Raw genomic sequence first — 26,295 nt, 5'->3', positions numbered from 1 at the left:
CGACGAAGAGCTCCTCGACGATCTCCTTGAACGTCGGCAGCATGCCGGCGTGGTGGGGGGGGGGGGGGGGGGGGGGGGGCCGCCCCCCCCCCCCCCCCCCCCCCCCCCCCCCCCCCCCCCCACGCCCCCGTTGTTGTTCTGTCGGCGCTCCACCGGTTCACCGCTGGCCATCCGGCCATTGTTGTCCGGGACCGGAGAGAATCCGGCGCAAAGGCCTTACCTGGCGTTTACGTTCCTTGTAGGTTCGACGAAACAGTGGATACCACGGGCCACCATCGCCGGCCGGCGCGACCTCGAACCGCGGCGCACGGAACCTCAGCAGGCCGCGCTCCGCGCGCCGCACCATCGAGAATTTCTATTACTCGATTGCGACCGCAATGTTGCAGACGCTACAGAAAGAGGGGTACTCCATGCCGACGGGAGCAGTTGTCGTCACCGGTGCCGCGGCCGGCATCGGACGGGCGTCCGTCGAGTTGTTCGCCGAACGCGGCTTCGGTGTCGTCGCCCTCGACGTGTCCAAGAAAGGGCTCGACGGCCTGCCCGAGCATCCGAACGTCGTCACGCTCGCCGGTGACGCGGCCGACCCGGCAGCCAACGACGAGGCGGTGGCCCTGGCGGTGGAACGCTTCGGCCGGCTCGACGCGTCGGTCCTCAACGCCGGGCTCGGCGGCACCCCGCCGATCGAGGCACCGGGCGCGGTGGAAAGGCTCGACGAGATCCACGCGGTCAACGTGCGCGGACTGCTGCTGGGCATCCGCTCGGCCGCCCCGGCGCTGCGCGCCGCCGGCGGGGGATCGATCGTCGTCACCGCCTCCGCGGCCGGCCTGCGGGGTGACCCCTACACCTGGGCGTACAACGCCAGCAAGGCCGCCGCGATCAACCTGGTGCGCGCCGCCGCACTGGACTACGCCTATCAGAACATCCGGATCAACGCCGTCGCGCCCGGGCTCACCGAGACGCCGCGCACCGCCGGGCAGCGCGCCGACCCCGAACTGTCGGCCGCGCTGACCCGCCGGATCCCGTTGGGCCGCTGGGCGAAGCCCCGCGAGCAGGCCGAGGTCATCTGGTTCCTCACCTCGCCGGCCGCCTCGTACATCACCGGCGCCGCCATCCCCGTCGACGGCGGGCTTACCGCCTCCAACGGCATCCTGCTGGCGCCGACCTACGACGGCGAGCCACCGAGCTGACCCGACCAAGCCCGACCCGCCTCGTTCTGCCTGTTCCTGCCTGTTCCTGCCCGTTCCGCCCAGGCTCGGGCCGTCCTCGCCCGCCGACCCGAAGGAAGCACCGATGAGCATCGAGACACAGCCCGACGTCCAGATCCACCCGGACGTCCAGATCCAGCCCGGCATCGCGGCGCAGAAGGACATCGCCCGGCGCATCTACGAGGAGGTGGTCAACCACGGCCGGGTCGACCTGCTGGAGACGTTCATCGCCGACGACGGTGACGACACCACCCGGGCGCGCTCCGGGTGGTCCAGCGGCCGCGACGGGTTCGTCGAGCACGTGCAGTGGCTGCGCACGGCGGTGCCGGACGTACGCACGACGGTGACCGACCTGCTCGCTGAGGGAAACCGGGTCGTCGTCTACTGGCGGATCGAGGGCACCCAGCGCGGCGAGCTGTTCGGGGTCGCACCGACCGGACGCCGCATCGACGCGACCAGCATCAGTCTGTTCACCTTCCGCAACGGACAGGTGATCAACTACTCGGTGCAGCCCGACCGACTCACCATCCTGCGTCAGCTCGGCGCGGTCGAGGCCTGACCAGGCACCGGCCGCACACGAGAGGGGCACCCGTGGGCCACACCGTGACGGCGACGCTGTCCGCCGCCGACCTCGCCGAGATCGGGCAGACGCTCGCCCTGTTCGCGCATGTCTGCGACAACTGGCGGGAGATCAGCGGGCGACAGGATGGCGGCCAGCCGGACGACCGGCCACCGGACGCGCTCGAACTCGTGTTCACCGAGGACGTCCGGTTCGAGTTCGCCCGCAGCGGACGGGTCCTCGACGGCCTCGCCGAGATCCGCGCGTTCCTGCGCGGGATCGGGCCGGACGCGGCCGACCATCAGACCGTCAACACGGTGGTCCTGGTCGACGTGGACGGGACCGTGCGAGCGCTGAGCCGCTACCTCGCCATCCTCGCCGACGGGTCGGTGACGAACGGCGAGTACGAGGACGTCCTGGTGCGGGCCGAGCCGGGTGGCTGGCGCATCCGGTCGCGGCGCTCGGTCCACCGTTACCCCCGCGCGTCCCAGGAGGCGCCGCTGCCGCGGGGCGAGGCCTGGCGTCCGAGCGCCGACCGGTTGCCGAGCCTGTTCTCCTGACGGGCCGGCCCGGCTCGTCGCCGCCGGGCCGCGCCGCCGCGCCGCCGGGCCCCCTGGCCGACGTCAGCCCGCGGCGGACGCCTCGGGTGCGGCGGACGCCTCGGGTGCGGCGGGCCGGGGAGCCGCCGGGGCCGCTGACGCGGCGGGGAGCCAGCTGGCGAGCAGCGCGCACAGGTCGCGCAGCTCGTCCCGGTACAGCCGGGCCGGATCGTTCACCTGCGGCCGCAGGTGGCCGTACACCTCCAGAGCGACCAGGCCGTGCAGCCGCCCCCAGACCCGCAGCGACAGCGCTGCGGCGCCGGGTGGCAGCCCGGGGAAGGTGTCCCGTGCCATCGCCGCGAAGTCGGGACGGAAATCCGACCACCGATACTCCGGCACCTCGAGCCCGGCCGCCGCGGGCCGTGTGCCCGGCGCCGCCGGCCAGGCGTCCGCGACGATTTTGATCAGAACGCCGCAGGCCCGGTGCTCGGCAGCGAGCTCGGCACCGTCCTCGGGCACCTGGTACCCCGGCAGGGGGTCGCCGTAGACGAGCTGGAACTCGGTCGGGTGGGCAACCGCCCACTCCCGGTAGGTCACCCCCACGGCCACCAGCTGCCCGAGCGGGTCGCCCGGGCGGCTGAGGCGAGCGGCCTGCAGCGCGCTGGCAAGGCCCGTGTAGATGTCCACGATCAGGGCGGTGATCAGGTCGTCCCGCGTGTCGTAGTAGCTGTACAGCGCGCCGGCCGTCATCCCCATCTCGCGGGCGATGGCCCGAAGCGAAAGCGCCGCGGCTCCGCTGTCGGCCATGTGCCGAAGCGCGATCTCCTTGATGTCCCGCACGGTCTCGGCCCGCAGCCGCTCCCGCCGGCTGAGCTGCACCCCATTCACTTGCATGACTCTACATCGACGAGTAAGTACACAGTGTTCAAGTTCTCATTGCCACTCACTGAACTCAACGGCAGACGAAAAATCGAACACTGTGTAGACTTGCGCCGTCCGGTTCGTCGGCCGCCCGCTCGGCGGCGGCGCCACGGCGGAACACGCACCCGACGAAAAGAGCCACTGGTGGTTGCCTCAGCACCCCGATCGCGGTCAGGGCTCGGGCTGACGCTCGCGCTCCTCGCGTTCGCCGAGTTCATGATCGCCATCGACTACAACATCGTTTACGTCGCCCTCCCCGACATCGGCCGGGAGCTCGGCTTCACCACCCATTCACTGCAGTGGGTGGTGAGCGCCTACGCGGTGACGTTCGGTGGCCTCCTGCTGCTGGGCGGGCGCGCCGCCGACCGGCTCGGCGCCCGTCGGGTCTTCGTCGTCGCCGTGGCGCTCTACGGGCTGTCCTCGCTGCTGGGCGGCCTCGCCGGCGAGCCCTGGCTGCTGATCACGGCCCGGGCGGTGCAGGGCGTGGGCGGCGCGCTGCTGTTCCCGACGATCCTCACCCTGATCAACACCACCTACCCGGCCGGTGCCGAGCGCACCCGGGCGATGGCGGCGTGGGGGGCAGCCGGGGGCGGCGGGCTGGCCGCGGGCGCGCTCGCCGGCGGGCTGCTGACCAACTACCTGGGCTGGGACTGGGTGTTCTTCGTCAACGTCCCGGTCGCGGCGCTCATCCTCATCGCCGCCCCCCGCCTGCTCCCGGCGGACACCCCCCGCGCCGATCGGTGGGCGGATTTCGATCTTTCTGGCGGGCTGCTGGCCACCGCTGGCGTCGCCCTGGTCGTGTTCGGCCTGGTCAGCGGGCCGGATGCGGGCTGGCTCTCGCTGCGCGCGGCGGGCGCGATCGCCCTGGGGGCGGTGCTGGTCGTGGCCTTCGCCGTCCTGGAGTCGCGCCTGCGCACGCCGCTGCTGCCGCCGCGGTTGCTGCGGTACCGCAGCCTCACCACGGCCCTGCTGGCCGTGTTCGTGTTCTCCGGCACCCTGTCCGGCGAGTACTACCTGTTCACCACCTATCTGCAGGGCGTGCTCGGATACAGCCCGCTCAAGGCTGGCCTGGCGTTCCTCCCCCTGACTCTGATCTCCATGGCCGGCGCCGGGCCCCTGGCCACCACGGCGGCCCGCCGCCTCGGTTACGGCGCCACCCTGGCACTCGCGCTGCTGCTGTGCGGGATCGGCATCGCGCTGCTCGTTCCCGGAATGTCGACGGACGGCTCCTACGTCGCCCTGCTGCCGGGCATCGCCGTGTGGGGCATCGGCGGCGGGATCGCGTTCACCGTCTGCTTCGCGGCCGCGGGGCATGGTGTCGCGCCCGAGGAGCAGGGCGTGGCCAACGCGGTGGCCTCCACCTCGCAGCAGATCGGCAGCGCGGTGGGCCTCGCGGCGATCGTCGCGGTGGCGAGCTCCGGGCTCGACGACGTCGCCCGTCCCGCCCAGGTCGTACACGGCCTGCGGGTGGGCGGGCTGGTCTCGGCCGTGGCGGCGGCGGCCGTCAGCGTGGTGATCGCCCTGTTCCTGCGCGACCGGCCGACGGCCACCCCCGCGACCCCGGACGATCTCGTCCGCCCGGGCGCCGCTCCCGACCCCGTCGCACCCCACGAGGTGCCCACGCCTCACCCAGCTAGCACAGCCTCACCCAGCTAGCACAGCCTCACCCAGCGAGCCGACCACGAACGTTGGCGGTGGTGAAACGACCGGCGTCACCGTAGGTGCTCACCCTCAACTCCATTGATCACATCGCGGGTCGCCGGTGGTCGTTCTGGTAGGGCAAATCGGACACGAAACCGGTAACTCGGACCACAGCGGTCTCCTGCCACGCAGACATCCGACAAATCAGACAGAAAGGCCGGTCACTGCGGTCGCTATGAGTAAGTATGGCGACCGTTATAGATCGCGGACAACGCACTACCACCCGCCCCAATGAGCAAGCACCGCCTCATCCCGATCAGCATGGCTTGCCCGGCCGCCGCGCCCTGGCCCCGCGCGGCGCTCGCCGGCGTCAGTCCACCGTTCATCCGCCGTCCGATCACCGCCGCATCGCGCTCCGGCGGGAATTCCGGTAAGGAACTCCCGGATGGCGAACTCCCAGTACGGTCTCCCGGCGCCCGCACCATCTCCCCATCCGTCGACGGGGAGATGGTGCGGGCGCCGAAGAATATCCGATGCCCTCGGCGCGCCCGCCCGGCCCAATTCCCAGGATGCAAGGTGGCCACTTTCACATCCCCATCCGGGGTAGGCAAATGGCTCCATTAGCCCTATGATCTGGAACGTGGATGAGCGACGGTCGGCGGCAAAGCCTCACATTCGCCACCGCCATCTCCACGCCCACCCGGTGCCGTGGAATCCGAAGGCGGCATGCCGGCCCAAGGCATACCTCGGCCTACCGCCGGTCCGTGTGTTTCTCACTGCCCGTCGGCACATCGATCTGCTTCGCGTGTCCAGCGCCGCCTGTCGCTGACCGCCGCACCGTTCCAGGCCGGCAATGGCGCCTCGCCTGGTTCAGTCTGTTTCCCGCTCCCCCGCGGATCCACCTTCGGCCACGGCTCTGCCCGGACACCAGTCTGCCCGGACACCAGTCTGCCCGGACACCGCTCTGCCCGGAACACCTCACCGGTGCCCTGGCCGAGATACATCCGCACCCAGAGAAAACCCGGGTGCGGCCATACCGTCCGTGCTCTGCCTTTCGCGGCGCGCAAGAACCATGACCGCTCTGTACCCCCCTCGTCGCCTTCCTGTCTACTTTCGGAGCCCACGCATGCGTCTCGCCAGACCCGTCCGCCTCGCACTGGTTGCGACGGCGACGGTCGCCACACTTGCCCTCACCGCCTGCGGCTCAGGTTCCAGTTCGGGCGGCGGCGCCGCGGCCGGCGCCCCGAAGGCCGGCGGGACGGTGACCTACGCGCTTGACGTCGAGCCCACCTGCTTCGACCTGCAGGTCAACCCACAGGGCATCACCGGCGACATCGAACGCGGCGTGGTCGACTCGTTGGTGACCATCGACGCCAAGGGCGCCTTCCACCCCTGGCTCGCCACATCATGGAAGGTCGCTCCGGACCTGAAGAGCTACACGTTCACCCTGCGTGACGGCGTGAAGTTCACCGACGGCACCCCCTTCGACGCGGCGGCGGTCAAGGCCAACTTCGACCGCGTCGCCGACCCGAAGACGAAGTCGCAGTACGCGGCGACCCTGCTCGGGCCCTACAGCGGCACCGAGGTCATCGACCCGCACACGGTGAAGGTCTCCTTCAGCAAGCCCTTCTCCCCGTTCCTGCAGGGCGCCAGCACGCCGAACCTCGGCTTCTACTCGCCGAAGTCGCTCACCCGCGGCCCTGACGCGCTGTGCGCGGGCGGCAGCTCCATCGTCGGCACCGGCCCCTACGTCTTCACCGGCTACACCAAGGGCCAGAGCGTCACCCTGACGAAGAACCCGGCGTACAACTGGGCGCCGCAGTCAGCCTCGCACACCGGCGCCGCCTATCTCGACAAGGTCGTCTTCCGCTTCCTCACCGAGGACCCGGTGCGCACCGGTGCCGTGACCAGCGGTCAGGTCGACATCGCCACCAGCATCTCGCCCTCGGACATCAAGACCGTCCAGGCCGACAAGAACCTGACGATCCGCAAGGTCGAGGACGCGGGTGGCACCTACGCCATCTACATCAACACCGTCCGCGGCGCGACGGCCGACGTCCGGGTCCGCAAGGCGATCCAGCTCGGCACCGACATCGACCAGATCGTCAAGACCGTCTACTTCGGCCAGTACCAGCGGTCGTGGAGCCCCCTGACGCCGTCCACCCCGTCGTATGACAAGTCCCTCGAGGGCAGCCTGAAGTACGACCCGGCGCAGGCGAACAAGCTGCTCGACGAGGCCGGCTGGACCGGACGGGACGCCCAGGGCTACCGGACGAAGGACGGCAAACGCCTGACCGTCGACTGGCCGTGGAACCCGCCGCACACCCGGGAGCAGCGCGCCGTCGTCGCCCAGGCGATCCAGGCCGACCTGAAGAAGGTCGGCATCGACATCAGCCACCCGGCCCTGGACATCGGCGCCTTCGTCGCGCTGGCCGGCACCGGCCAGTACGACCTGTACGACTTCTCCTGGACCCGGTTCGACCCGGACATCCTGCGCGGCTTCTTCAACTCGGCGAGCACCCCGGCCACCGGCGGGCAGAACGCGGCCAACCTGAAGGACCCGCGGGTCGACGAGTGGACCGACGCGGGCGCCGCCACCCTGGACACCGCGAAGCGCGCCGAGCTCTACGCGAAGGTGCAGCGCCAGGTGACGCTGACCGACGCCGCGGTGCTGCCCATCTATGTGCCGACCAAGCTCGTCGCGGTGTCCAGCCACGTGGCCGGGCTCGCGGTGGATCCGAACGGCAAGCCGCTGCTCTACGACACCTACCGGTCCTAAAGCGGCCCGCGATGACGAGCACCTCCACGACGGCGCTGCCACGGCCGCTGCCGCCCGGGCCCGGTACGGGCGCCGAGCCGGCGGCGCGCCGGGGCCTGACCGGGCGAACGGTGGCGCTGGCCGTCGCCCGCCGGGCCGGGTCCGCGCTCGCGGTCCTGCTCGGCGCGGCCACCACGGCCTTCGCCGCGCTCCAGCTCCTGCCGGGCGACCCGGTGGCGATCATTCTCGGCCCGTCGACGATGGCGTCGGCGCAGGTCCGCGACCAGATCCGCCACGACCTCGGCCTGGGCGACCCCGTGGTGGTGCAGTACCTGCACTATCTGGGCCGGCTGCTGCATGGGGACCTCGGATGGTCCTACCAGCTGCAGCAGCCGGTGTCGGCGCTGATCGGCGACCAGCTCATGCCCACGGTGCAGCTGGCGCTCGCGGCGATCGTCGTGGCGGTCGTGCTCGCGGTGCTCTCCGCGGTCATGACCGCCGGGCGCCATCCGGCGCTGCGCGCGGTGGCGAGCTTCTGGGAGCTCGTCTCGGTGTCGACGCCGCCGTTCTGGCTGGGCATCCTGCTGCTTACCGTCCTGAGCTTCAAGATCCACGCGTTCCCGGTCGCCGGCGCGCAGGGGTTCGGCGCGCTGGTGCTGCCCGCGCTGACCCTCGGCCTGCCGGTCGCCGGGATCCTCGGCCAGGTGCTGCGTGAGGGGCTCGAAGCCGCCCTTGAGCAGCCCTTCGTCACCACGGCGCGGGCCCGCGGGCTCAGCCAGACGGGGATCCGCGCCCGCCATGCCCTGCGCCACGCCGCCGCCGGACTGGTGACCCTCTCCGGCTGGCTCGCCGGCACCCTGCTCGGCGGTGCCGTGCTCGTCGAGAAGGTCTTCGCCCGCCCGGGCATCGGGGCGCTGACCCTGCAGGCGGTGAGCAGCCGCGACATGCCCGTGGTGATGGGCGTGGTGATGCTCTCCGCACTGGTCTTCGTCGCGATCTCCACCGCCGTGGACCTGCTCTACCTGGTGATCGACCCTCGACTGAGGACGGACTGACGCCGTGACGACCATCGATGTGGCGGTGGACGTCGCGGCCAGCGCCGGGCACCGGACGGCTATCCGGGCACGCCGCCCACCACGGCTCGGTCTGGCCCTGTCGGTGCTGGTCGTGGTCGTACTGGCGCTGGCCGTGGCGGCACCCGGACTGTTCACCAGCCGCCCGGCCACCGGCACCGATCCGCTGGCGGCACTGCGCGGGCCGAGCGGAGCGCACTGGTTCGGCACCGACCAGCTCGGCCGGGACGTGTTCAGCCGGGTGGTGCACGGGGCCCGCCGCTCGATGTGGATCGGCCTGACCGCCACCACGCTCGGGGTCGTCGGCGGCGCGGTGCTGGGCCTGGCCGCGGCTCTCGGCGGCCGGGTCGCCGACGCGGTGCTGATGCGGGTGGCGGACGTCCTGCTGGCGCTGCCGCCCCTGCTGCTGGCGCTGCTGGCGATGACCGTGCTCGGCAACGGCGCGATGAACCTGGCGCTGGCGGTCGCGATCTCCAACGTGCCGGGCTATGCCCGGGTGGTCCGCTCGGAGGCACTGGTGGTCCGGCGCTCCGGTTACGTGGAGGCGGCGGTCGGCCTCGGCCTGCGCCGCCGCCTGCTCGTCGGGCGCCACATCCTGCCCAACACGCTCGGCCCGCTGCTCGTCGTCGCCACGGTCGGGTTCGGCACCACGATGATCGCCGTCTCGGGCCTGAGCTTCCTCGGTTTCGGTACCGAGCCACCCACGCCAGAGTGGGGACTGATGCTCTCCGAGGGCCGCAACTACCTGTCCACCGCCTGGTGGGCCGGGGTGTTCCCGGGCGCGGCGATCACCGTGACCGTGATCGCGGTGAACGTGGTCGGACGGTTCGCCCAGGCGCGCTACAGCCGGAGGTCCCACCGTTGAGCAGCTCGCCCCCCGCCCCGGCCAGCACCGTGCCTGGCAGCCCAGCCACCTCCCGAACCGCTCCGGCCGAAGCTGCCTCGGCCGGGAAAGGCGCGAGCGAAACCAACAGCGTGACGATCGACAGCGCCGCGACCAGCGGCCCGCAGAGCAGTGGCAGTGGCAGTGGCGCTGGTCCGGCGCTGGTCGTCGACGGGCTTACCGTCACGTTCGACGGTGCGTCCCGGCGTGGCGGGAACCGGCAGGTGCACGCCGTGCGGGACGTCTCGTTCACGCTTGAGCGGGGCGAGTGCCTGGCCATCGTCGGCGAGTCGGGTTCGGGCAAGAGTGTCACGGCGCGCACCCTCGTCGGGCTGACCGGTCGGGGCGCCACCGTGCGCGCCCGGGCACTGTCGTTCGGCGGGCAGGACCTGATCGGGCTGCGCGAGGGCGCCTGGCGCCAGGTGCGCGGGCGGCGCATCGGCCTGGTGCTGCAGGACGCGCTGGTCTCCCTCGACCCGCTGCGCACCGCCGGGGCGGAGATCGCCGAACCGCTGCGCACCCACCGCACCGTCGACCGCGCCCACCGGTATGAGCGGGTCCTGCGCCTGCTCGCCGATGTCGGCGTGCCCGAGCCCGCGCGGCGCGCGGCGCAGTACCCCCACCAGCTCTCCGGCGGCCTACGCCAACGGGCCCTGATCGCCTCGGCGCTGGCCGCGGAACCGGAACTGCTCATCGCCGACGAGCCGACGACCGCCCTCGACGTCACCGTGCAGGCCCAGGTACTCGATCTGCTGCGCCAGCTCACCGTGGACGGCATGTCGGTGCTGCTCATCAGCCACGACCTGGCGGTGGTCGCCGGGCTCGCCGACCGCGTCGTGGTGATGTACGGCGGGCTGGTCGTCGAGCAGGGACCAACCCGGTCGGTGCTCGCCCATCCGCGGCACCCGTACACCCGCGCCCTGCTGGCCGCGGTGCCGGCGCTGCACCCTCGGGGCGCGCGGCTCTCGGTCGCGGCGGCCGGCCGGCCCGGTCATCCGCGGGGCTGCCCCTACGCGGCCCGCTGCGCCCGCGGCGACGACCGATGCCGCACCGAGCTGCCGGCCATGCCACGCGCGGGGTCCGCGACCGACGCGGACGCTCCCGGCGCGGTTGTGCCCGGAGCGGTTGTGCCCGGAGCGGTGGATCTGGACGTACCCGGCGCGTTCGAGCACCAGGCGCGCTGCTGGCATCCGGAGCCGGCGGACGGGCCCCCCGCGGCGCCGGCAGTCGTACCCGCGCAGGCCGGGCCGGCCACGGCGACTCCGCTCGACACCACCCCAGCCGACACCACGCCAGCGAACACCACGCCAGCCGACACGACGCCGCCCGACGCCACCCCGCTCGACGCCACGCCGGCGGCCACTCCCACCCAGGCCGCCCCGTTGATCGAGGCGGACGGCCTGCACAAGCGGTACCGCTCCCCCGACGGGACCTGGCGCACCGTGGTGCGGGACGTGTCGCTCACGCTGGGCTCCGGGGAGGTCCTGGGCGTGGTCGGCGAGTCCGGCTCGGGGAAGACGACGGTGGCCCGGATCGTGCTGGGCATGGTCGAGCCCGACGCGGGCAGCGTGCGGCTCGCGGGCGAACCCTGGAGCGGGCTGCCCGAGCGCACGCGCCGGGGACGACGGCCGGGCATCCAGGCGATCCACCAGGACCCGCTGGGATCGTTCGACCCCCGGTTCACCACCGAGCGGATCATCGGCGAGGCGGTGGCGGCGGCAGGTGTCGGTCGTGCGCGGGAGCGCCGGGACCGGGTCGTGGAGCTGCTCGACCAGGTCGGGCTGGACGCCGGCCTGCTGCGGCGCCGTCCGCTGGAGCTCTCCGGCGGGCAACGGCAGCGGGTCGCCATCGCCCGGGCGCTCGCCCCCCGCCCCCGTGTGCTGGTCTGTGACGAGCCCGTCTCCGCCCTCGACGTCTCCGTGCAGGCACAGATCCTCGACCTGCTCGGCGACCTGCGCCGTGACCTGGGCGTCGCCATGCTGTTCATCTCCCACGACCTGGGCGTCATCCGCCATGTCAGTGACCGGATGATCGTCATGAGGGACGGTGCGGTCGTCGAGGCCGGCGAGGTGGACCAGGTCTTCGACCATCCGCGCGCGGACTACACCCGGGCGCTGCTCGCCGCCGTGCCGCGGCCGGTCCCGCGATGAGCGGCGCGGCGTTCGCGGCGCGCCGCCAGGCCTCGGTGCGCACGACGCAGCGACGCCGGCTGCTGGCCGCACTGGACGACGTCGTGGCCGGCCAGGGCGGCATCGTCGAGGTCGGTGGCGACCCCGGCTTCGGCAAGACCCATCTGCTCGGCGAGCTCACCCGGCAGGCGGCCCGGCGCGGCGTTCCCCTGCTGACGGGCCGCTGCGCCGCCGTCGACCAGCAGGTCCGCTTCGGCGTCTTCCACCGTCTGCTGGCCGTCGCGCCCGCCGGCGCATCCGATGACGGCGAGGCGCTCCTGCCAGGCGGGATGCTCACGGCGCTGCTCGCCGAGGTGCGCACGGGCGACGACCCGATCGGCCTGTTCGACACGGCCCGGCTGCTGCTGCGCCGGATTGCCGGCGACGGCCTGGTTCTGGTCGTCGATGACGCGCACTGGGCGGACGAGACGTCCGTCGCGCTGGTGGGCCATCTCGTCCGCTGGCCGGTGGACGCCCCGCTGCTGCTGGTCGTCGCCCACCGGCCGCGGCAGAGCTCGCCACGCCTGGTCGACGCTCTTGCCCGCGGCGGGGAACTGGACACGGTCGACCAGATCGTGCTGGAGCCACTCACCGTGGACCAGTCGGCTCGGCTCGCCGGTCTGCCCCCCGACGACGAGAGAGTGCTGGACCTGCATGAGGCGAGCGAGGGCAACCCGCAGTACCTGCTCGCGCTCGCCCGCGATCCGCAGGGTCCCGCCGGTCCGCCGTGGAGTGGACGGGGCACGGCCGTAGGCCTGACCGGCCATCAGCTCATCGGCACGGTGCTGGCGGAACTGGCCGACCTCGGACCGGAATGCGCGAGCGTGGCCTGGGCCGCCGCGGTCCTCGGCGGTGCCTTCGACGTCGACACCCTCGCGCCGGTCGCCGATCTGGCGATCACCCCGACCTGTGCGGCCGTCGCCCTGCTGACCAGCCGCGACCTGCTGCGCCCGGTGCACGGCGAGGCCACCTACCGGCTGCGCGACACCCTGCTCGCCGGGGTGGTGTACACCTCCCTGGACCCCCACTGGCGCCGTGAGGCGCACCGCCGGGCGGCCCGGACGCTGGGCCTGGCTGGCGCGCCGGCCGCGGTCCTCGCCGTCCACATCGAACGGTTTCCGCAGGACGCCGGGCTGCACGAGGTGCACCTGCTGGCCGACGCGGCGCGCGAATCGCTGGGTTCGTCCGCCCAGGACGCCGTGCGCTGGCTGCGGCTGGCGCTGCGCGTCCTCGCGCTCGCCGATCTTCCTGATCCGCGCCAGGTCGACCGGCTGCGCGGAGAGATCTCCCTCAGTCTCGCCCGGTCCTACGGCAGTGCCGGGATGGTCGCCGAGAGCCGTACCCAGATCCGCCAGACCCTGGAGCTCGCCTCCGCCCGCCCGCCCACCGAACGAGCCGGCATCGCCAGCCTGTGCGCCATGCTCACCTACGCGATCGGGCAGCACGCCGACGCCCTGGCGATGCTGGGCGCGGAGATCGAGGCGGCCATCGGTGACCCGTCGGGCGGCGTCGACGGTTCCCCGCTCGCCCATCCCCCCAGGTCCATCGGTCCGGCCGAGCCCGCGCCCACCAGCGAGCCAGCCACCAGCGAGCCAGCCACCGCCCTCTCCGCCGTCGCCGCCGCGGCCGCCCGACGGGTGATCAGCCCCGCCGCGCGGCCCGCCGTGATCAGTCTGCTGCTCGCCCGGGCCGCGGTGGGGCTGCTGAACGGCTCCGCGCCGCCGCCGGGCGAGCTGGGTCTGCTCCTGCACCTCGCCCGGGACGAGGGTGACCGCACCGCGGAGGTCGGGGCACTCGCCCTGCGCGGGGTCGTCGAGGCGCTCGGCGGCGACATCGCGGCCGCGGCGCAGTCGGTGACCGGCTGCGCGACCCTTGCCGACAGCCTCCCGGACGCGGCGCTCGCCGACCATCCCGAACATCTCGCGTTGCTGGGCTGGGCGGACTCCGTCCTCGGCCGGCAGATCGACGCCGAGCGGCATTTCAGCCGGGGCACGGCGCTGGCCCGCGCCTCCGGCCGAGGTGACGCCCTGCCGCTGCTGCTCAGCGGTCTTGGCGCGGTCTACCAGCGGGTCGGCCGGCTGCCGGAAGCCCGGCGGGTCGCCGCCGAGATGCAGCAGCTGATCCGCAACACCCGACGGGGTCACCACACGAGCCTGGCCGAGGCGCTCGAGGCGCTCGCCGGCATCTGGATCGACGGGCACGGCAGCCGGCGGGCCGCCGCCCTGGTGGAGCAGGCCGCGGTCGAACGTTCCGCCGCACGCCCCGCCGCGCGCCGGTCCTGGTGGTGGGACGTCGCCGCGATCTGGACGGCGTACGCCGCCATGGCGGACGGCGGCGAACCCCGCCGGATCACGGCGCTGATCCTCGACACCGGCGGCGGCGAATCGCTGGAGCTCATCTCCCCGGTGCTGCATCCGATGGCCTTCGAGGCTCTGTGCGCCGCCGCCGAACGGCTGGGCGACGTCGATTCGGCGCGGCGCTGGGCCGACCAGGCCGAGCAGGCCGCCCAGCGGCTGGGGCTGGACTACCAGCGGGGCCACGCGGCGGCCGCGCGGGCACACGCGCTGTGCGCGATGGAGCAGCCCGAACCGGCCGGCCAGCACTACGCGCGGGCCGCGGACCTGTTCGCCGCCGCCGGCATGCTCTCGCTGCGGACCTACCTGCTCGTCCAGGCTGGCCGGTGCTACGCCAGCGCCGGCCAGCCCGCCGACGCCGAGCGCCTCCTCACCCAGGCCGGCGAGCTCGCCCGCCGCTGCGGAGCCGTCCGGCTTGGCCGCCAGGCGCTCACCCTGCTGCGCGGACTAGAACGCCTCGACCCGGGAACCAACGTCCTGGACGTACTCACCCCCCGGGAACGCCAGATCGCCACGGCGGCCGCGGGCGGCGCGACCAGCCGGCGCATCGCCCTCGACCTGGGGCTGAGCCCCCGCACCGTGGACGCGCACCTCACCCGGATCTACCGCAAGCTCGGCGTCTCCTCCCGGGTGGCGCTGGTCCGCCTGACCGGCCTCGCCGATGCTCCCGCCGCCCGGGGTTAGCCGGTCGCGGTCAGCCGGTGGAGGACAGCACGAAAGGGTCGTCGTCGAAGCGACCGTCGTCGGCCAGGATCGCCCGCTGGATCTCACGCAGCGGGCGGCCCGGTTCGAGGCCAAGCTCGTCGGCGAGGATCTGCCGGGCCCGCTGGTAGACGCGCAGCGCATCCGCCTGCCGCTCGGAGCGGTAGAGCGCGAGCATGAGCTGACGGTAGAAGGCCTCCCGCAGGGGATGCTCCAAGGTCAGCTCGAACAGCTGCCCGGTGAGCTCGCGGTGCCGTCCGCCGAGCAGGCCCACCTCGATCATCATCTCGAGGCACTCGAGCCGGGACTCCTCCAACCGGGTGACGAACCCGTCCACGATCGGGCCGTCGCGCACGTCGCCGAGCGCGGGCCCCCGCCACACCGCGAGCGCCTCGGCGAACCGCTCCGCTGCCTGCAGATGCTGCCCGGCCCGGGCGAGCACCCGCCCGGCCATGACCCCGCTCTCGAACTGGTGCAGGTCAACCGACTGCGCGTCGACGTTGAGCAGATAGCCCGGCGGACGGGTGAGGATGGGGCACACCGGGCGCAGCGGGCAGGTCAGCGCCTTGCGCAGCTGGGACACGTAGACCTGCAGCGTCGCGGTCGCCCGCCGCGGCGGCTCGTCCGGCCAGATCTCGGCGACCAGCAGGTCGCTCGCCACCACCTGCCCGCGCCGGGCCAGCAAAGCCGCCAGCAGCACCGTCATCTTCGGCGCGCTGAGCTGCACCCGCCGGTCACCGGACAGCACCCGCAAAGGTCCCAGGATCTCGTACCGCACCAGGATGCCCCTCAGAGGTAGTAGTCACCGATCCCGCGGGGCCGCCGGCTTCGTCGGCGGTGCCCACGTTGGCACCGTCTCACGCGCCGGTACGGGTGCGTAGAGCGAGAAACTTCGTAGTCCGGGCGAACCGCTCCGGTGGACGCAACAATCGAGCAATGTCCTGGGAGACGCGCGTCACGAAAGAGTGTAATGGGCGCCGCGCCGGGTGCCCTCGCGTATGAGCTGGCCCGCCGTCACCATCCGCCGCAGCAGACGGGTGGCCTGCTCCGGCGTGACCGCGCAGAGCTCGGCCGCCTGCGCCCGGCTGACCCGGCCGTGGGCGCGAACATACTGCAGCACCATGACCTCCTGCTGCGACCGTTCGAACCCGCGGACCCGGACGTAACCAGCGGGCGTGCGCAGCGACCGGTGCAGTGCGGCGGACAGGTGCCAGGTGCGCCCCTTGCCATCACCGCGCGCCTCCACCCAGCCTCGTTCCACCATCCGGATGAGGATCTGCCGGGTCTCCGCGGGGGTGCGCTGCACCAGGGTGGCGAGCTCCCCGGTCGTCGCCCGGCCCTCCTGGCTGAGCTCGGCGAGCACCTGCAGTTCCGCGAGCCCGATGGCGCGGCCCTGCCGCTGTTCCTGTTCCAGCAGCCAGCGGGTCATCGCCAGGTTGGCCGGGCCGCCGGGCAGGATCGCGACGACATGGTCCGAGGTGGTGCGCCCGTAGTCGGGCGCGGGCCGCCCCAGCCGGAGCTGTTCGGCGAAGATGCGGTTGACCCCACGGCCTGTCCGCTCGGCGAGGCCGGTGCGTTTGAAGGCGTCGGCGAGCAGCCGGCTTCGGGGATGCGGCGGCGCGACGAGCAGGGTGTCAACTCGGATGTCGGGCGGAAGACCGCCTGGACTTGAAAGTGCGAGATGATCATCATGCCACTGCACGTGGACCGCGCCGAGCCGGGTGTAGTCCCGGTGGATGAGTGCGTTGGCCAACGCCTCGCGGAACGCCGTCTCCGAATACGCCGGCACGGCGACACGGAACAGCCCGAGCTGGATCTCCTCGGCACTGTTGCGCGCGGCGAACCGTGCGAAGACCTCCTCCGCGAGCCGCAGCAGCGGAAAGTACATGAACTCGTTGACCTCGACATCGAGCCCGCGCAATACCTGAAACGCCGCCTCATGGGTCGGCACGTGGCGCCGCAGCGATTCAACCCGCCCGAACAGCAACAGCGCGCCGGTGGTGATCTCGCCGTCGGCGCGGGCCAGCCCCAGAGCACGGACGATCTCCTGGTCGGCCAGCGTGGCGAGCACCCGGTCGGCCAGGTCGCCGGCGCGGCCGACCATCGACCGCAGCCGCTCGAACTCCAGGGGGTCGAGGTCCTGCCAGGTCGCCGTGGCGGCCCGCAGGGCAGCCCAGTCCACCGCTCCCCGGTCGACCTCGTGCGCCAACATCTCGTGTGCGTGGTACGGCAGGCACACCGGCCGGCCATCAGCGCCGAGCGCCCGCCGCACGTACGTACCACGCATCGTTCCGATCACCCGAGGACTGTCGGGCACCTCGATGACGATCACATCCTGACCGTCGACATCCACGACGTCCGCGGTCACCGACAGCGGCGGCTGGGTGCTGTTCGCCACCAGTGCCTGCAGGCGAAGCGGGTCGGTGCGGGCCGACTCGTGTCGGGGCCGCGCGCCCGTGACGGCGCCGTCGTCCTCGACCCCGACGAGCAGGACGCCGCCCCGGCCGTTGGCCAGGCACACCACGGCCTCGATCAGGTCCCGGTCCGCAAGCGGCCGGCGCGATTCGCCCTTGAACTCGACGTCGAACCGCTCGCCCCTGGTCACCCAGGCGCGGACCCTGGTCGCCAGATCCTCCGCCGGCACGTGATCGCCTCCGGTTATACGACACTTATGCAATAGTTATGCGACTCGCTGGCAGGGGTCGCAGGATGCATCATAAGTGCTTCATAACTGAGCGCCGGCCAGGCCACCGAACGTGCCGGCCGCCCATACTCGCTCACCTCTGTAACGATTGCTCGCGACGGCCGTCCGGCGCCGGTGGCCGTACCGTGCTCGTTTGGGTGACTATGCGATGCTGTCCGGGTGACGTTCGGGGGCGAAGGGGACGCCGTCGACTGTTTCGTGTCGTATGCCGGGGACGGGCAGCCCTGGGCGGAGTGGATCTCCGCGGCGTTGGAAGGGGCGGGGCACCGAGTCGCCAACCACGCCTGGGATGTGGTGCCCGGCACGCACGTGGTGGTCTGGCTGGACCGGATGATCCGGCAGGCCGGCTGCACCATCGCGGTTGTCTCCGACGACTACCTCGACTCCGCGCAGGCCCAGGCCGAATGGGGCGCCGCCTGGTCCCCGCCGGTCGACGGCACCGCCCAGCGCCCGCTGCTCGTCGCCCGGGTCACCGAACGACCCATCCCAGGGCTGCTCGGTCAGATCGCACCGATCGACCTGGTCGGCCGCGGCGAATCGGCCGCCGAATCCGTGTTGCTCGGCGCGGTGCGGGCGAGCCTGGGCCGGGAATCGCCCGGCGCCGGTGAGAGCGGGCTGGTGCGGTTCCCGGGGGCGGCGGCACGGCCGGTCTACCCGGCGGAACTGCCCGCGGTCTGGAACGTGCCTCGACCGGCAGCCCGTTTCCTCGGCCGCGCCGACGACCTCGCCCAGCTCGACACGGCACTGGCCGGCAGTGGACTGGTCGCGGTGACCGGACTCGCCGGCATCGGCAAGACCAGCCTGGCCGCCGAGTTCGTCAGCCAGCATCGGCTGGACTACCAGGCGGTCTGGTGGGTACCCGCCGGCCGTCCCGAACTCGTCGGGCAGCAGGTGCGGGCGCTCGCTCCAGCGCTCGGCCTGCCATCCCATGCCGAACCGGCGGCCGTGCTCGCCCACCTCGACATGGCCGGTGGACGCTGGCTGCTCGTCCTCGACGACCTCGCCGACGCCGCCGATCTGCCCGGCTGGCTGCGGCCGTCCGAGGGCGCCGGACGGGTGCTGGCGACCTCCCGCGGCTCGACCTGGGACTGGGAACGCCAGCTCAGCGGCCCGTGGAACGGCCAGGTCCTCGGCCTGCGGCCGCTGCCGCGCGCCGAATCGGTGGCCTTGCTCGCCGACCGTCTGCCCGGCCTCGACGCGGCCCTCGCCGACCGGGTCGCCACCCATCTCGGTGACCATCCGCAGGCACTCGACCAGGCCGCGCACCAGATCATCGACATTCACGGCGACGCCGACGGCTTCCTCGCCGGCCTGGAACGCGCCGCCGTGCCACTGGCCGCGCTCGGCGACCGTCCGGTGCCGGGACGACCCGAGACGACCATCGCCACCCAGTGGGATGAGGCGATCCGCCGGCTCGACGCCGACAATCCCGCCGCGGCGACGCTGGTGCGGCTCGCCGCGCACGGCGACTCCACCCGCCTGCCGCTGCGCCTGCTCACCGCGGAAGCCAGCACCGGAACCAGCATCGGCGGCACCGGCACGGATACCGACATCGGCGCCGGCACACTGCCCGGCGACCGGTTACGCGCCGTCGCCGCCGACCCGCTGGCACTGGCCGCCACCACCGCCGCCCTCGAACGCACCGGGCTCGCCCACCGCGACGGCTCCGCCGTGGCGATGCACCCGCTGGTACGCGCCGCCGTGCGCGCCCAGACCACGCCGGAACAGGCCGCCGACCTGGTCGACGGCCTCGGCCGGATGCTGCACGCCGCCCTGCCCGAGACCGTCACCGCGCACCCCGAATCCTGGCCGGCGTGGCGCGAGCTGCTCCCCCACGCCCTGGCCGTCCTGGACGCCACCGCCCCTTCCCCCGAAGCCCCGCATGCCCCCGGTGCCCCGCCTGCCGGCACCCAGCCCGCCGAGGCGCCGCCCGCGGACATCCCGCCCGCCGACACCGTCCGCACCGACACCGCGCACACCGCCTGGCTGGCCGAACACGCCGCCGCCTACCTGCTCGAGCAGGGCCATCCCGAGCAGGCCGAACCGCTGGCGGCCCGCGCCGTCGCCGCCCGCGAGCACCTCGACGGCCCGCGGCATCCGGACACCCTCGCCGCCCGCGACGTCCACATCCGCACCGCCCTCGCCGCCGACCACCTGACCGTCGCCGGCCCGCTCGCCGAACGCAACGCGGCCGACCGCGAGCGCCTGCTCGGACCGGAGCATCCCGACACCCTCGCCAGCCGGGAGACCCTGGCCCGCGCCTACCAGCAGGCCGGCCACCTCGACCACGCGCATGACCTGATCACCCGGAACCTGGCCGACCGCGAGCGGATCCTCGGTCCCGAGCATCCCGACACCCTCGAGAGCCGGCACCGCCTCGGCACGGTCCTGGACGACACCGGCCGGGGCGACGACGCCGCCCGCGTCCTACGCCCCACCCTCACCACCCGCGACCGCGTCCTCGGACCCGAGCACCCCGACACCCTCACCACCCGCTACCAGCTCGCCACCACCTACCAGCGGATGGGTGCCGTCGGCGATGCCCTCGCCCACGCCGAACCCGCCCTGGAGGCCCGCACTCGCGTCCTCGGACCGGATCATCCCGCCACCCTCGACAGCCGCCATGGCCTCGGCGTCACCTACGAACAGGCCGGCCGGACGGCCGACGCCACCCGCGAACTCAACCAGACCCTCACCGGACGCGACCGCATCCTCGGACCCGACCACCGCCGCACCCTCGACAGCGCCGACGCTCTTGGGCGTATCCATCGGCGGACAGGTCAACCGGAACTTGCCCTGCCCTTGTTCGATCGCGCTGCGACCGGTCGCGATCAAGTGCTCGGTCCCGACCATTCGGCGTCCGTCCAAAGCCGCGAGCAGCTTGCCGCCGTATTCGTCGCCATGGATCGACCGGCCGAGGCAATCCCCCATCTCGAACGTGTCCTCGACCGGCACGAACGCGTCCTCGGGCCAGCGCACTCCCTCACCATCGAAGCTCGCGAGAAAGTCGCGGATCAGCTCCTCGGCGCCGGTCAGCCCGAGGCCGCCCGCCATCACCTGGAACGGCAGCTCGTCATCCGCGCGCATACGGCCGGCGCGAACGACGAGCGCACCCTGCGCACCGCCGCCACCCTCGCCGAAACCTGCCGCCGGACCGGCCGGCTGCCGGAGGCCGTCCACCTCAGTGAGCGCGTGCACACCGGTCGCACCGACACCCTTGGCCCGGACCATCCCGAAACCCGTGCCAGCCGGTTCGTCCTCGCCGACACCTACCGCCAGGCTGGCCGGCACGCCGACGCGGCATCCCTCGATCGGGCCAACCTCGCCGACTCGACGCGCGAGCACGGTCCGTTTCACCCGGACACGGTCCGCGCCCGGCTCTCCCTCGCGGACGCTCCCCGCCCGGAGGCGGGCGAACCGCGTCCTCCCGAGCGACCGGCCGCCCCCGAGCCCAGGTTTCTCCGGCCCGGCCCCTGATCGAAGCCACCGATCCGCCGCGCGGGAGGACTACCGCGGACGGCCAAACGTCAGCGTGCGCCAGGCGAATCTCCGGAGTCGTCGCCCGGTCGCTCGTCCACGTCGTCGTCCCACACGCGCCCGAGGTTCTCAAGCCGGTCGAACAGGCTCTGCTTCCGATTGCCAGCGGCCGCCTCACCGGCCGCGCGGTCCCGCGCCTGCCGTTCCGAGGCCGCACGCTCCCGATCCGCCCGGGACCAGGCCTCCGCCCGCGCCCTCGCCTCCTCCTGCTGCTTCCGGCTGAGCTCATCCAGCTCCCGTTGAGCCATCTTGTACTCGTGCTCGGCGGCGAGGCGGTTCGTCACCTCGTGGTCCCAGCGGGAGTCCCAGGTGCGGCTGAACGAGCGATCCCAGTCGACGGGACGCAGGGGCTTCGCCGGCGCCGGTGCGGACTCGGTCGGCCAGACAGGCGCGTCCGCCTCCGGCCAGGCGGCCGGCTCGGCAGACGCAGTGGACTCAACCGACCCGGCGGGCTCCGCAGGCCCAGCGGACTCAGCGGGCCCAGCAGGTCCAGCGCTGGCGACCACACCGGCTGATTCGGTCGACTCGCCTGCCCGGTCGGGCGTTACGGGCGTGACGGGTACGGCGGGCGTGACGGGTACGGCGGACGCGGCCGAGTCGTCACCGGCCGGCGGTGAACTGGCCCAGTGCTTCGTGGCTTCGAGCCAGGCCGCGATGCCCTCACCCGGCCGCCCAAGGTCGTCGAGCGTCAGGTCCTTGGCGGGTTCATGGTCTGGCTGCGGCTCGGGGGACGACTCGGGCATGGCGGACCTCCAGCGGCTACGACTACCAGTCATGATCCCACCGCTGTCCGACCGCGCGGGCGGTAACCCCTGCCACGACAGGTCCCAGCCAAGCCCCACGACCAACCATGACCAACCACGACCAAACTGATAGACCACCTGGCTCCACCCGAAGGTGTGTCCGGCGGATGGCAACATGGCCGCATGGCAACGGTCAAGGTCCAAGCTGGGCAGTCGATCCTGGAGGGGTTCGACAGCAGGGACCAGATCAGGCTGGAGGATGACATCGAAACGCCCCGCGGCCGTCTGATCCTGGCCGCACGTGACGCGCTCCGCGACTACCTCGCGGAGCGGCAGCGAATTCGCGAGTCCGCCACCATCCAGCGATGGCGCGACGAGGGTGTATGGCCCTACAAGGTGGAGCCCAAGACTCCAGTCGAGGCCGCAACCCGCGACACCTTTCGAGTTGTGGCCATGGCGGCTTCACGCACCATCGACGAAAGCAGGAGCAGCCATTCGAAGGCGCTCGCTCTACGGCTCCTCAAGGAGACCTTCGAAAGCGATCCCGGTTCCCTGTTGCCAATACTGACCGACTTGGCTCGCCTATCGAAGTCACGTGTTGACGAGCTTGCCCGACTCCTTCAGCACACCACGCTTAGTCAGCTGATCCAGACCGGCCACGAGATCGGGGCGCGGATGGAATTCCTCAGTGGGCTAACCACCATCCTGTTCGACCGACAGATCAAAAGCCGCCTGCTTGAGCGTCGCCAGCTTCATCGGATCTTGGCGCACGAGACTTGGATCTTCGGCGAGGAGTGGACCCTCACCGGCGACGACGAGCGGCTGACCAAGGTCCTCGGCAAATTTCTGTCCAAGCTCGGCAAGGATGTCGAACTAGCGGATCTCAAGGAGGTGCGGTTGGAGGATGGCTCCGACGCCATCCCGGATCTGGTCCTCGGCCGGCGCCTCCAGACCAACGCCGACTCCTTCGAGCAGCTGGTCGTTGAGCTCAAGCGGCCGAGGCACAGACTCGACGACGATGATGTCAGTCAGCTTCGGGGGTACGCCAGTGCCATCGTCAACGACGAAACCTTCACTCAGCCAAACGTGAAGTGGGATTTCTGGCTCGTCGGCAACGAGACCACTCGAACTCTCGACGAGCAACGCAACCAGCCGCACCTGCCATATGGCGTCCTCCAGGACACCGGAACTTACCGAATCGTCGTCAAACAGTGGAGTGAGCTGATCTCCGACGCCGACCACAGGCTTAAGTTTGTCCAGAATTCGCTGGATTACGAGACCTCACACGACTCGGGTCTCGCCTACCTCCGCGAAAAATACGCACAGTTCCTACCGGTGGAGGCCCACGGGGGTGGCCGGGACTGAGATGCCGCCGCAGCACCCGTGCCCGGAGCGGCGGAGCCGTGTCAGATCAGTGTTGATCTATGTGCTAATTTGGGATCCCAACCTGTGCTGTCTGTCGATTGGAAGCACGTGAGCAGCTATGTTCCGCGCCTGCTCGACACGGAGCTCACGGCGGTGCTTGCCGCCCACCCGGCCGTTCTCGTCGTCGGCCCACGGGCCTGTGGCAAGACGACGACGACCCGCCGGCTGTGCCACTCCGTCCTGCGCCTCGACGTCCCGGCGCAGGCCGCGGTGGTGCGGGCCGACCCCGACGCCGCGCTGCGCGGGCTCACCGAGCCGATCCTGATCGACGAATGGCAGCTGGTCCCCGAGGTGCTGGGCGCCGTCAAGCGCAGCGTTGACGACGACCCACGACCGGGGCGTTTCGTCCTGACCGGCTCCTCCCAGGCGGATCTGACGGCTTCCGGCTGGCCCGCGACAGGCCGGATAGTCCGCCTGACGATGTATCCACTCGTGGGTCGGGAGCGCCATGGCGACCCGACAGAGCTCTCTGTGATTGATCGGATCATTGAGGATGGCGTCGAGACCTTCACCGATCCGGCACCCGGCTGGGACCTGAACACCTACCTGGACGAGGCTCTGACCAGCGGCTGGCCCGAAGCGATCCGCGCCCCGGCTGGACGCGCGCGCGACCGCTGGCTGACCGGCTACGTCGACCATCTGGCAACCCGCGAGGCACCGACGCTTGGCGTCGCCCGGGACCCCTTGCGAATGCGGCGCTATCTCCAGGCCATCGCCGCGAACACCGCCGGCGTGCCCACCCACAAGCTGCTCTATGACTCGGCCGGTATCGACCGGACAACGGCCGTCGCCTACGACGATCTTCTCGACACTCTCATGATCACCCAACGGGTGCCCGCGTGGGCCGGCGGCCGCACGCTGCGCGCTGTCCGTCTTCCCAAGCGCTACCTCATCGACCCGGGCCTACTCGGCCCGCTCCTGCGCATCGACCAGCGCCGCGCCCTCCGGGACGGCGACCTCCTCGGCCGCGCCATCGACACCCTTGTCGCGGCCCAGTTGCGTTCCGAATGCGCCCTCAGCGCCATCGGCGCCGACCTCTACCACCTGCGCGACGCGAACGGCCGGCACGAGATCGATCTGATCGTGGAAACCAGAGCCGGCCAGCTCCTCGCCATCGAGGTAAAGGCGTCCGCCGCACCGTCGGCGGCCGACGCCCGACACCTCGAATGGTTCAGGGACCAGACTGGTGCGAGCTTCGCCTGCGGCCTGCTCCTGCACACCGGCCCCCGGCCGTTTCGCCTGGCCGACCGCATCATCGCCGTCCCCATCGCCAGCCTCTGGTCATAAGGATCAGCCCCAGCGCGACCGGGGCCACCCTGACCGACCCCGAGCGGAGACCTACGACAGGCCGCGGCCGAGCCTATCGATGATCTTTTCGAGGTTCTGGAGTTCACCGGAAGCGCCGGAGCCGTAGGCCGCGGCCAAGGCTTGGCGGAGGGACTTGAAGGCGGCCAGGGCGGCGGCGGTCTTGCCGGTGGTTGCGAGCATGAAGGCGGCGGTGCGGCGCGCTTCGAGGAGGCGAAGGTGCTCTTCGTTCGCGGTGTCGGCGTTGTCGAGGTAGGCGCGGAGTCGATCCAGGGCCTTCTCGGGTTCGCCGATGCGGGCGTAGGAGAGGCCGGCGTAGTAGGCGCCGTCGAGGACCCACCGATGGCCGGGCTCCAGGCGATAGCGCAGGCAGTCGGCGCGGACGGCATCGTTGAGGGCGGCCGCCCGGGTGAACCTGTCGGCGAGGTAGAGCGTCTGTGCCAGAGCGCGGCGCAGGTCAAGGCCACGGGGGGGATCCTGGGCGCCGGCCGCGACGGCCACATCGAGCAGGTCGATGGCCTCCGTTGGCCGGTCCGCGGCGACGAGCGTCGCAACGTGAGCCAGCAGCCCGTCCACCGCCGCGTCGGACAGTGGCACGTCAGCCAGTCCCGGGTGGTCCAGCTGGATCGCCAGCGATCCAGCCTCAGGCGGAGCACTGGCCGCAGATGCGCCTAAGCCGGCCGCGGCGGGGCGTGGTGCGGTTCCGCCGCCGTTCACGGCGGCCGTCTGACGGGGCACGACGAGCAGCGGGTTGCGGAACGGCTGCGTCGGATCGAGCCCGTCGCGGGAGGGTGTGGCCGGCGGGGCCGCGGCCCACGGGACGAGGGCGTGGTAGGCATCCTCTGCCGTGGGACGGGTCCGGAGGTCCTTGGCGAGCATCGCCTTGACAAGCTCGGCGAGCTCGCTGGGCACGTCGGGCCGCAGTGAGGTGACCAGCGGCGGGTCGGCCGTGACATGCAACTCGCGCAGTGACACTCCGTCGCCGGTCGGGTAGAAGACCCGTTCGCCGGTCAGCAGGCCGAAGACCAGACAACCAAGAGAGTAGATGTCGGAGGCGGCCGTGATCACGCTGCCGAGGTGCTGCTCGGGCGACATGTAGTCCGGGGTGCCGATGGTGTGGTCGACCTGGGTGAGCCGGGGCGGGGCGTCGGCGCCGCGCAGGATCGCGATGCCGAAGTCGAGGACCTTCACGAACCCGCCGGGCACGAGGATGAGGTTTTCCGGCTTGATGTCGCGGTGGACGACGTCGACCGCGTGGACGCTGGCCAGGACGGCGGCCACCTGGGCGCCGATACCCGCCACGCGGGCGATGCCCAGCGGTGCGTTGTCGTAGTCGGTGTCCTCGATGAGCCGCGCCACTGTCGATCCGCGCAGTAGCTGCATCACAAGCCACACCCGGCGGCTGCCGTCGGGGAACGTGTGGACGCCCGTGTCGAAGACCGCGGGAATGCCTGGATGCTCCAGGCTGGCGGTGGTGCGGATCTCTCGGAGAAACCGCTTCTCGTTGATCGTGCGCTGTTCCACGAACGCGATCCGCTCCGGGCTGCCCGCAGCGCCCGGCGGGTTGCCAGGCGGCCGGAGCAGCTTGATGGCGATCGGCCGGTCGAGGCGCTCGTCGTAGCCGTAGAACACCTCGGACATGCCGCCGCTGCCGAGCAGCCCGTCCATCCGATACCGGCCGGAGAGCCGGATCCGGTCGTCCGACGGGTCGCTGGTGGTCGTGGTCGTGAGTGGGTCAGTCACGCCTTCTCCCGCGTCGCGCGCTGTAGGCCTTGCCG

Annotated in this window: 18 protein-coding genes; 13 read left to right on the top strand and 5 right to left on the bottom strand. The window is 72.0% G+C overall.

Features of this window, described 5'->3' with window-relative positions:
• Window positions 1-410 precede the first annotated feature (410 nt).
• The 3 genes from MXD95_RS26985 to MXD95_RS26975 all read left to right on the top strand — a co-directional run bounded on the left by MXD95_RS26985 (window position 411) and on the right by MXD95_RS26975 (window position 2,324).
• On the top strand, window positions 411-1,187 hold the full coding sequence (locus tag MXD95_RS26985) for an SDR family NAD(P)-dependent oxidoreductase (protein WP_250643552.1): 777 nt from the start codon (window positions 411-413) through the stop codon (window positions 1,185-1,187).
• Between the two features lie 103 nt (window positions 1,188-1,290).
• Window positions 1,291-1,764: an ester cyclase gene (locus MXD95_RS26980; RefSeq protein WP_250643551.1), complete on the top strand. Its 474-nt coding sequence runs from the start codon at window positions 1,291-1,293 to the stop codon at window positions 1,762-1,764.
• Window positions 1,765-1,796: 32 nt separating this feature from the next.
• On the top strand, window positions 1,797-2,324 hold the full coding sequence (locus MXD95_RS26975) for a nuclear transport factor 2 family protein (protein WP_250643550.1): 528 nt from the start codon (window positions 1,797-1,799) through the stop codon (window positions 2,322-2,324).
• A 63-nt stretch (window positions 2,325-2,387) separates the two neighbouring features.
• On the opposite strand, the gene MXD95_RS26970 is transcribed toward MXD95_RS26975, so the two are convergent.
• The gene (locus MXD95_RS26970; protein WP_250643549.1) at window positions 2,388-3,197 is read right to left on the bottom strand and encodes a TetR/AcrR family transcriptional regulator; all 810 of its coding nucleotides are present in this window, start codon (window positions 3,195-3,197) and stop codon (window positions 2,388-2,390) included.
• Between the two features lie 171 nt (window positions 3,198-3,368).
• Between MXD95_RS26970 and MXD95_RS26965 the strand changes: the two genes are divergently transcribed.
• The 7 genes from MXD95_RS26965 (at window position 3,369) to MXD95_RS28755 (ending at window position 14,785) form a co-directional block, all read left to right on the top strand.
• Window positions 3,369-4,880, top strand: coding sequence for an MFS transporter (locus MXD95_RS26965; RefSeq protein ID WP_250643548.1), 1,512 nt, complete (start codon window positions 3,369-3,371; stop codon window positions 4,878-4,880).
• A 613-nt stretch (window positions 4,881-5,493) separates the two neighbouring features.
• Window positions 5,494-5,694: a putative leader peptide gene (locus tag MXD95_RS29455; protein WP_374122159.1), complete on the top strand. Its 201-nt coding sequence runs from the start codon at window positions 5,494-5,496 to the stop codon at window positions 5,692-5,694.
• Between the two features lie 297 nt (window positions 5,695-5,991).
• Window positions 5,992-7,644, top strand: a complete 1,653-nt coding sequence (locus tag MXD95_RS26960; protein ID WP_250643547.1) for an ABC transporter substrate-binding protein — start codon at window positions 5,992-5,994, stop codon at window positions 7,642-7,644.
• 11 nt (window positions 7,645-7,655) lie between these two features.
• Window positions 7,656-8,678, top strand: coding sequence for an ABC transporter permease (locus MXD95_RS26955; protein WP_250643546.1), 1,023 nt, complete (start codon window positions 7,656-7,658; stop codon window positions 8,676-8,678).
• Between the two features lie 4 nt (window positions 8,679-8,682).
• Window positions 8,683-9,561, top strand: coding sequence for an ABC transporter permease (locus MXD95_RS26950; protein WP_250643545.1), 879 nt, complete (start codon window positions 8,683-8,685; stop codon window positions 9,559-9,561).
• Window positions 9,562-9,677: 116 nt separating this feature from the next.
• Entirely contained in the window at window positions 9,678-11,729 is a 2,052-nt protein-coding gene (locus tag MXD95_RS26945; protein WP_250643553.1) for a dipeptide ABC transporter ATP-binding protein, read from the top strand.
• Window positions 11,726-14,785: a helix-turn-helix transcriptional regulator gene (locus tag MXD95_RS28755; RefSeq protein WP_285223789.1), complete on the top strand. Its 3,060-nt coding sequence runs from the start codon at window positions 11,726-11,728 to the stop codon at window positions 14,783-14,785. The genes MXD95_RS26945 and MXD95_RS28755 overlap by 4 nt, the downstream gene beginning before the upstream one ends.
• 10 nt (window positions 14,786-14,795) lie before the next feature.
• On the opposite strand, the gene MXD95_RS26930 is transcribed toward MXD95_RS28755, so the two are convergent.
• Complete coding sequence (locus tag MXD95_RS26930; RefSeq protein ID WP_250643544.1) at window positions 14,796-15,581, bottom strand: AfsR/SARP family transcriptional regulator; 786 nt, start codon at window positions 15,579-15,581, stop codon at window positions 14,796-14,798.
• 177 nt (window positions 15,582-15,758) lie between these two features.
• Entirely contained in the window at window positions 15,759-17,447 is a 1,689-nt protein-coding gene (locus MXD95_RS26925) for an RNA/DNA-binding domain-containing protein (protein ID WP_250643543.1), read from the bottom strand.
• A 219-nt stretch (window positions 17,448-17,666) separates the two neighbouring features.
• Here MXD95_RS26925 and MXD95_RS29065 point away from each other — a divergent pair, with 219 nt between their 5' ends.
• Window positions 17,667-20,984 (top strand): tetratricopeptide repeat protein, encoded by a 3,318-nt coding sequence (locus tag MXD95_RS29065; protein WP_250643542.1) that lies wholly within the window; start codon window positions 17,667-17,669, stop codon window positions 20,982-20,984.
• 50 nt (window positions 20,985-21,034) lie between these two features.
• Here MXD95_RS29065 and MXD95_RS26915 read toward each other — a convergent pair whose 3' ends face one another.
• Window positions 21,035-21,787 (bottom strand): hypothetical protein, encoded by a 753-nt coding sequence (locus MXD95_RS26915; RefSeq protein ID WP_250643541.1) that lies wholly within the window; start codon window positions 21,785-21,787, stop codon window positions 21,035-21,037.
• A gap of 183 nt (window positions 21,788-21,970) precedes the next feature.
• Between MXD95_RS26915 and MXD95_RS26910 the strand changes: the two genes are divergently transcribed.
• Together MXD95_RS26910 and MXD95_RS26905 are read left to right on the top strand one after the other, a co-directional pair.
• Window positions 21,971-23,152: a hypothetical protein gene (locus MXD95_RS26910; RefSeq protein ID WP_250643540.1), complete on the top strand. Its 1,182-nt coding sequence runs from the start codon at window positions 21,971-21,973 to the stop codon at window positions 23,150-23,152.
• Between the two features lie 108 nt (window positions 23,153-23,260).
• Window positions 23,261-24,499, top strand: coding sequence for an ATP-binding protein (locus tag MXD95_RS26905; RefSeq protein ID WP_250643539.1), 1,239 nt, complete (start codon window positions 23,261-23,263; stop codon window positions 24,497-24,499).
• Between the two features lie 51 nt (window positions 24,500-24,550).
• On the opposite strand, the gene MXD95_RS26900 is transcribed toward MXD95_RS26905, so the two are convergent.
• Window positions 24,551-26,260, bottom strand: a complete 1,710-nt coding sequence (locus MXD95_RS26900) for a protein kinase domain-containing protein (RefSeq protein ID WP_250643538.1) — start codon at window positions 26,258-26,260, stop codon at window positions 24,551-24,553.
• Window positions 26,261-26,295: the final 35 nt, after the last annotated feature.

It is taken from the genome of Frankia sp. AiPa1 (assembly GCF_023243075.1).
In the GTDB taxonomy this organism is placed as follows: domain Bacteria; phylum Actinomycetota; class Actinomycetes; order Frankiales; family Frankiaceae; genus Frankia.
This window is presented reverse-complemented; position numbering and strand designations above follow the sequence as displayed.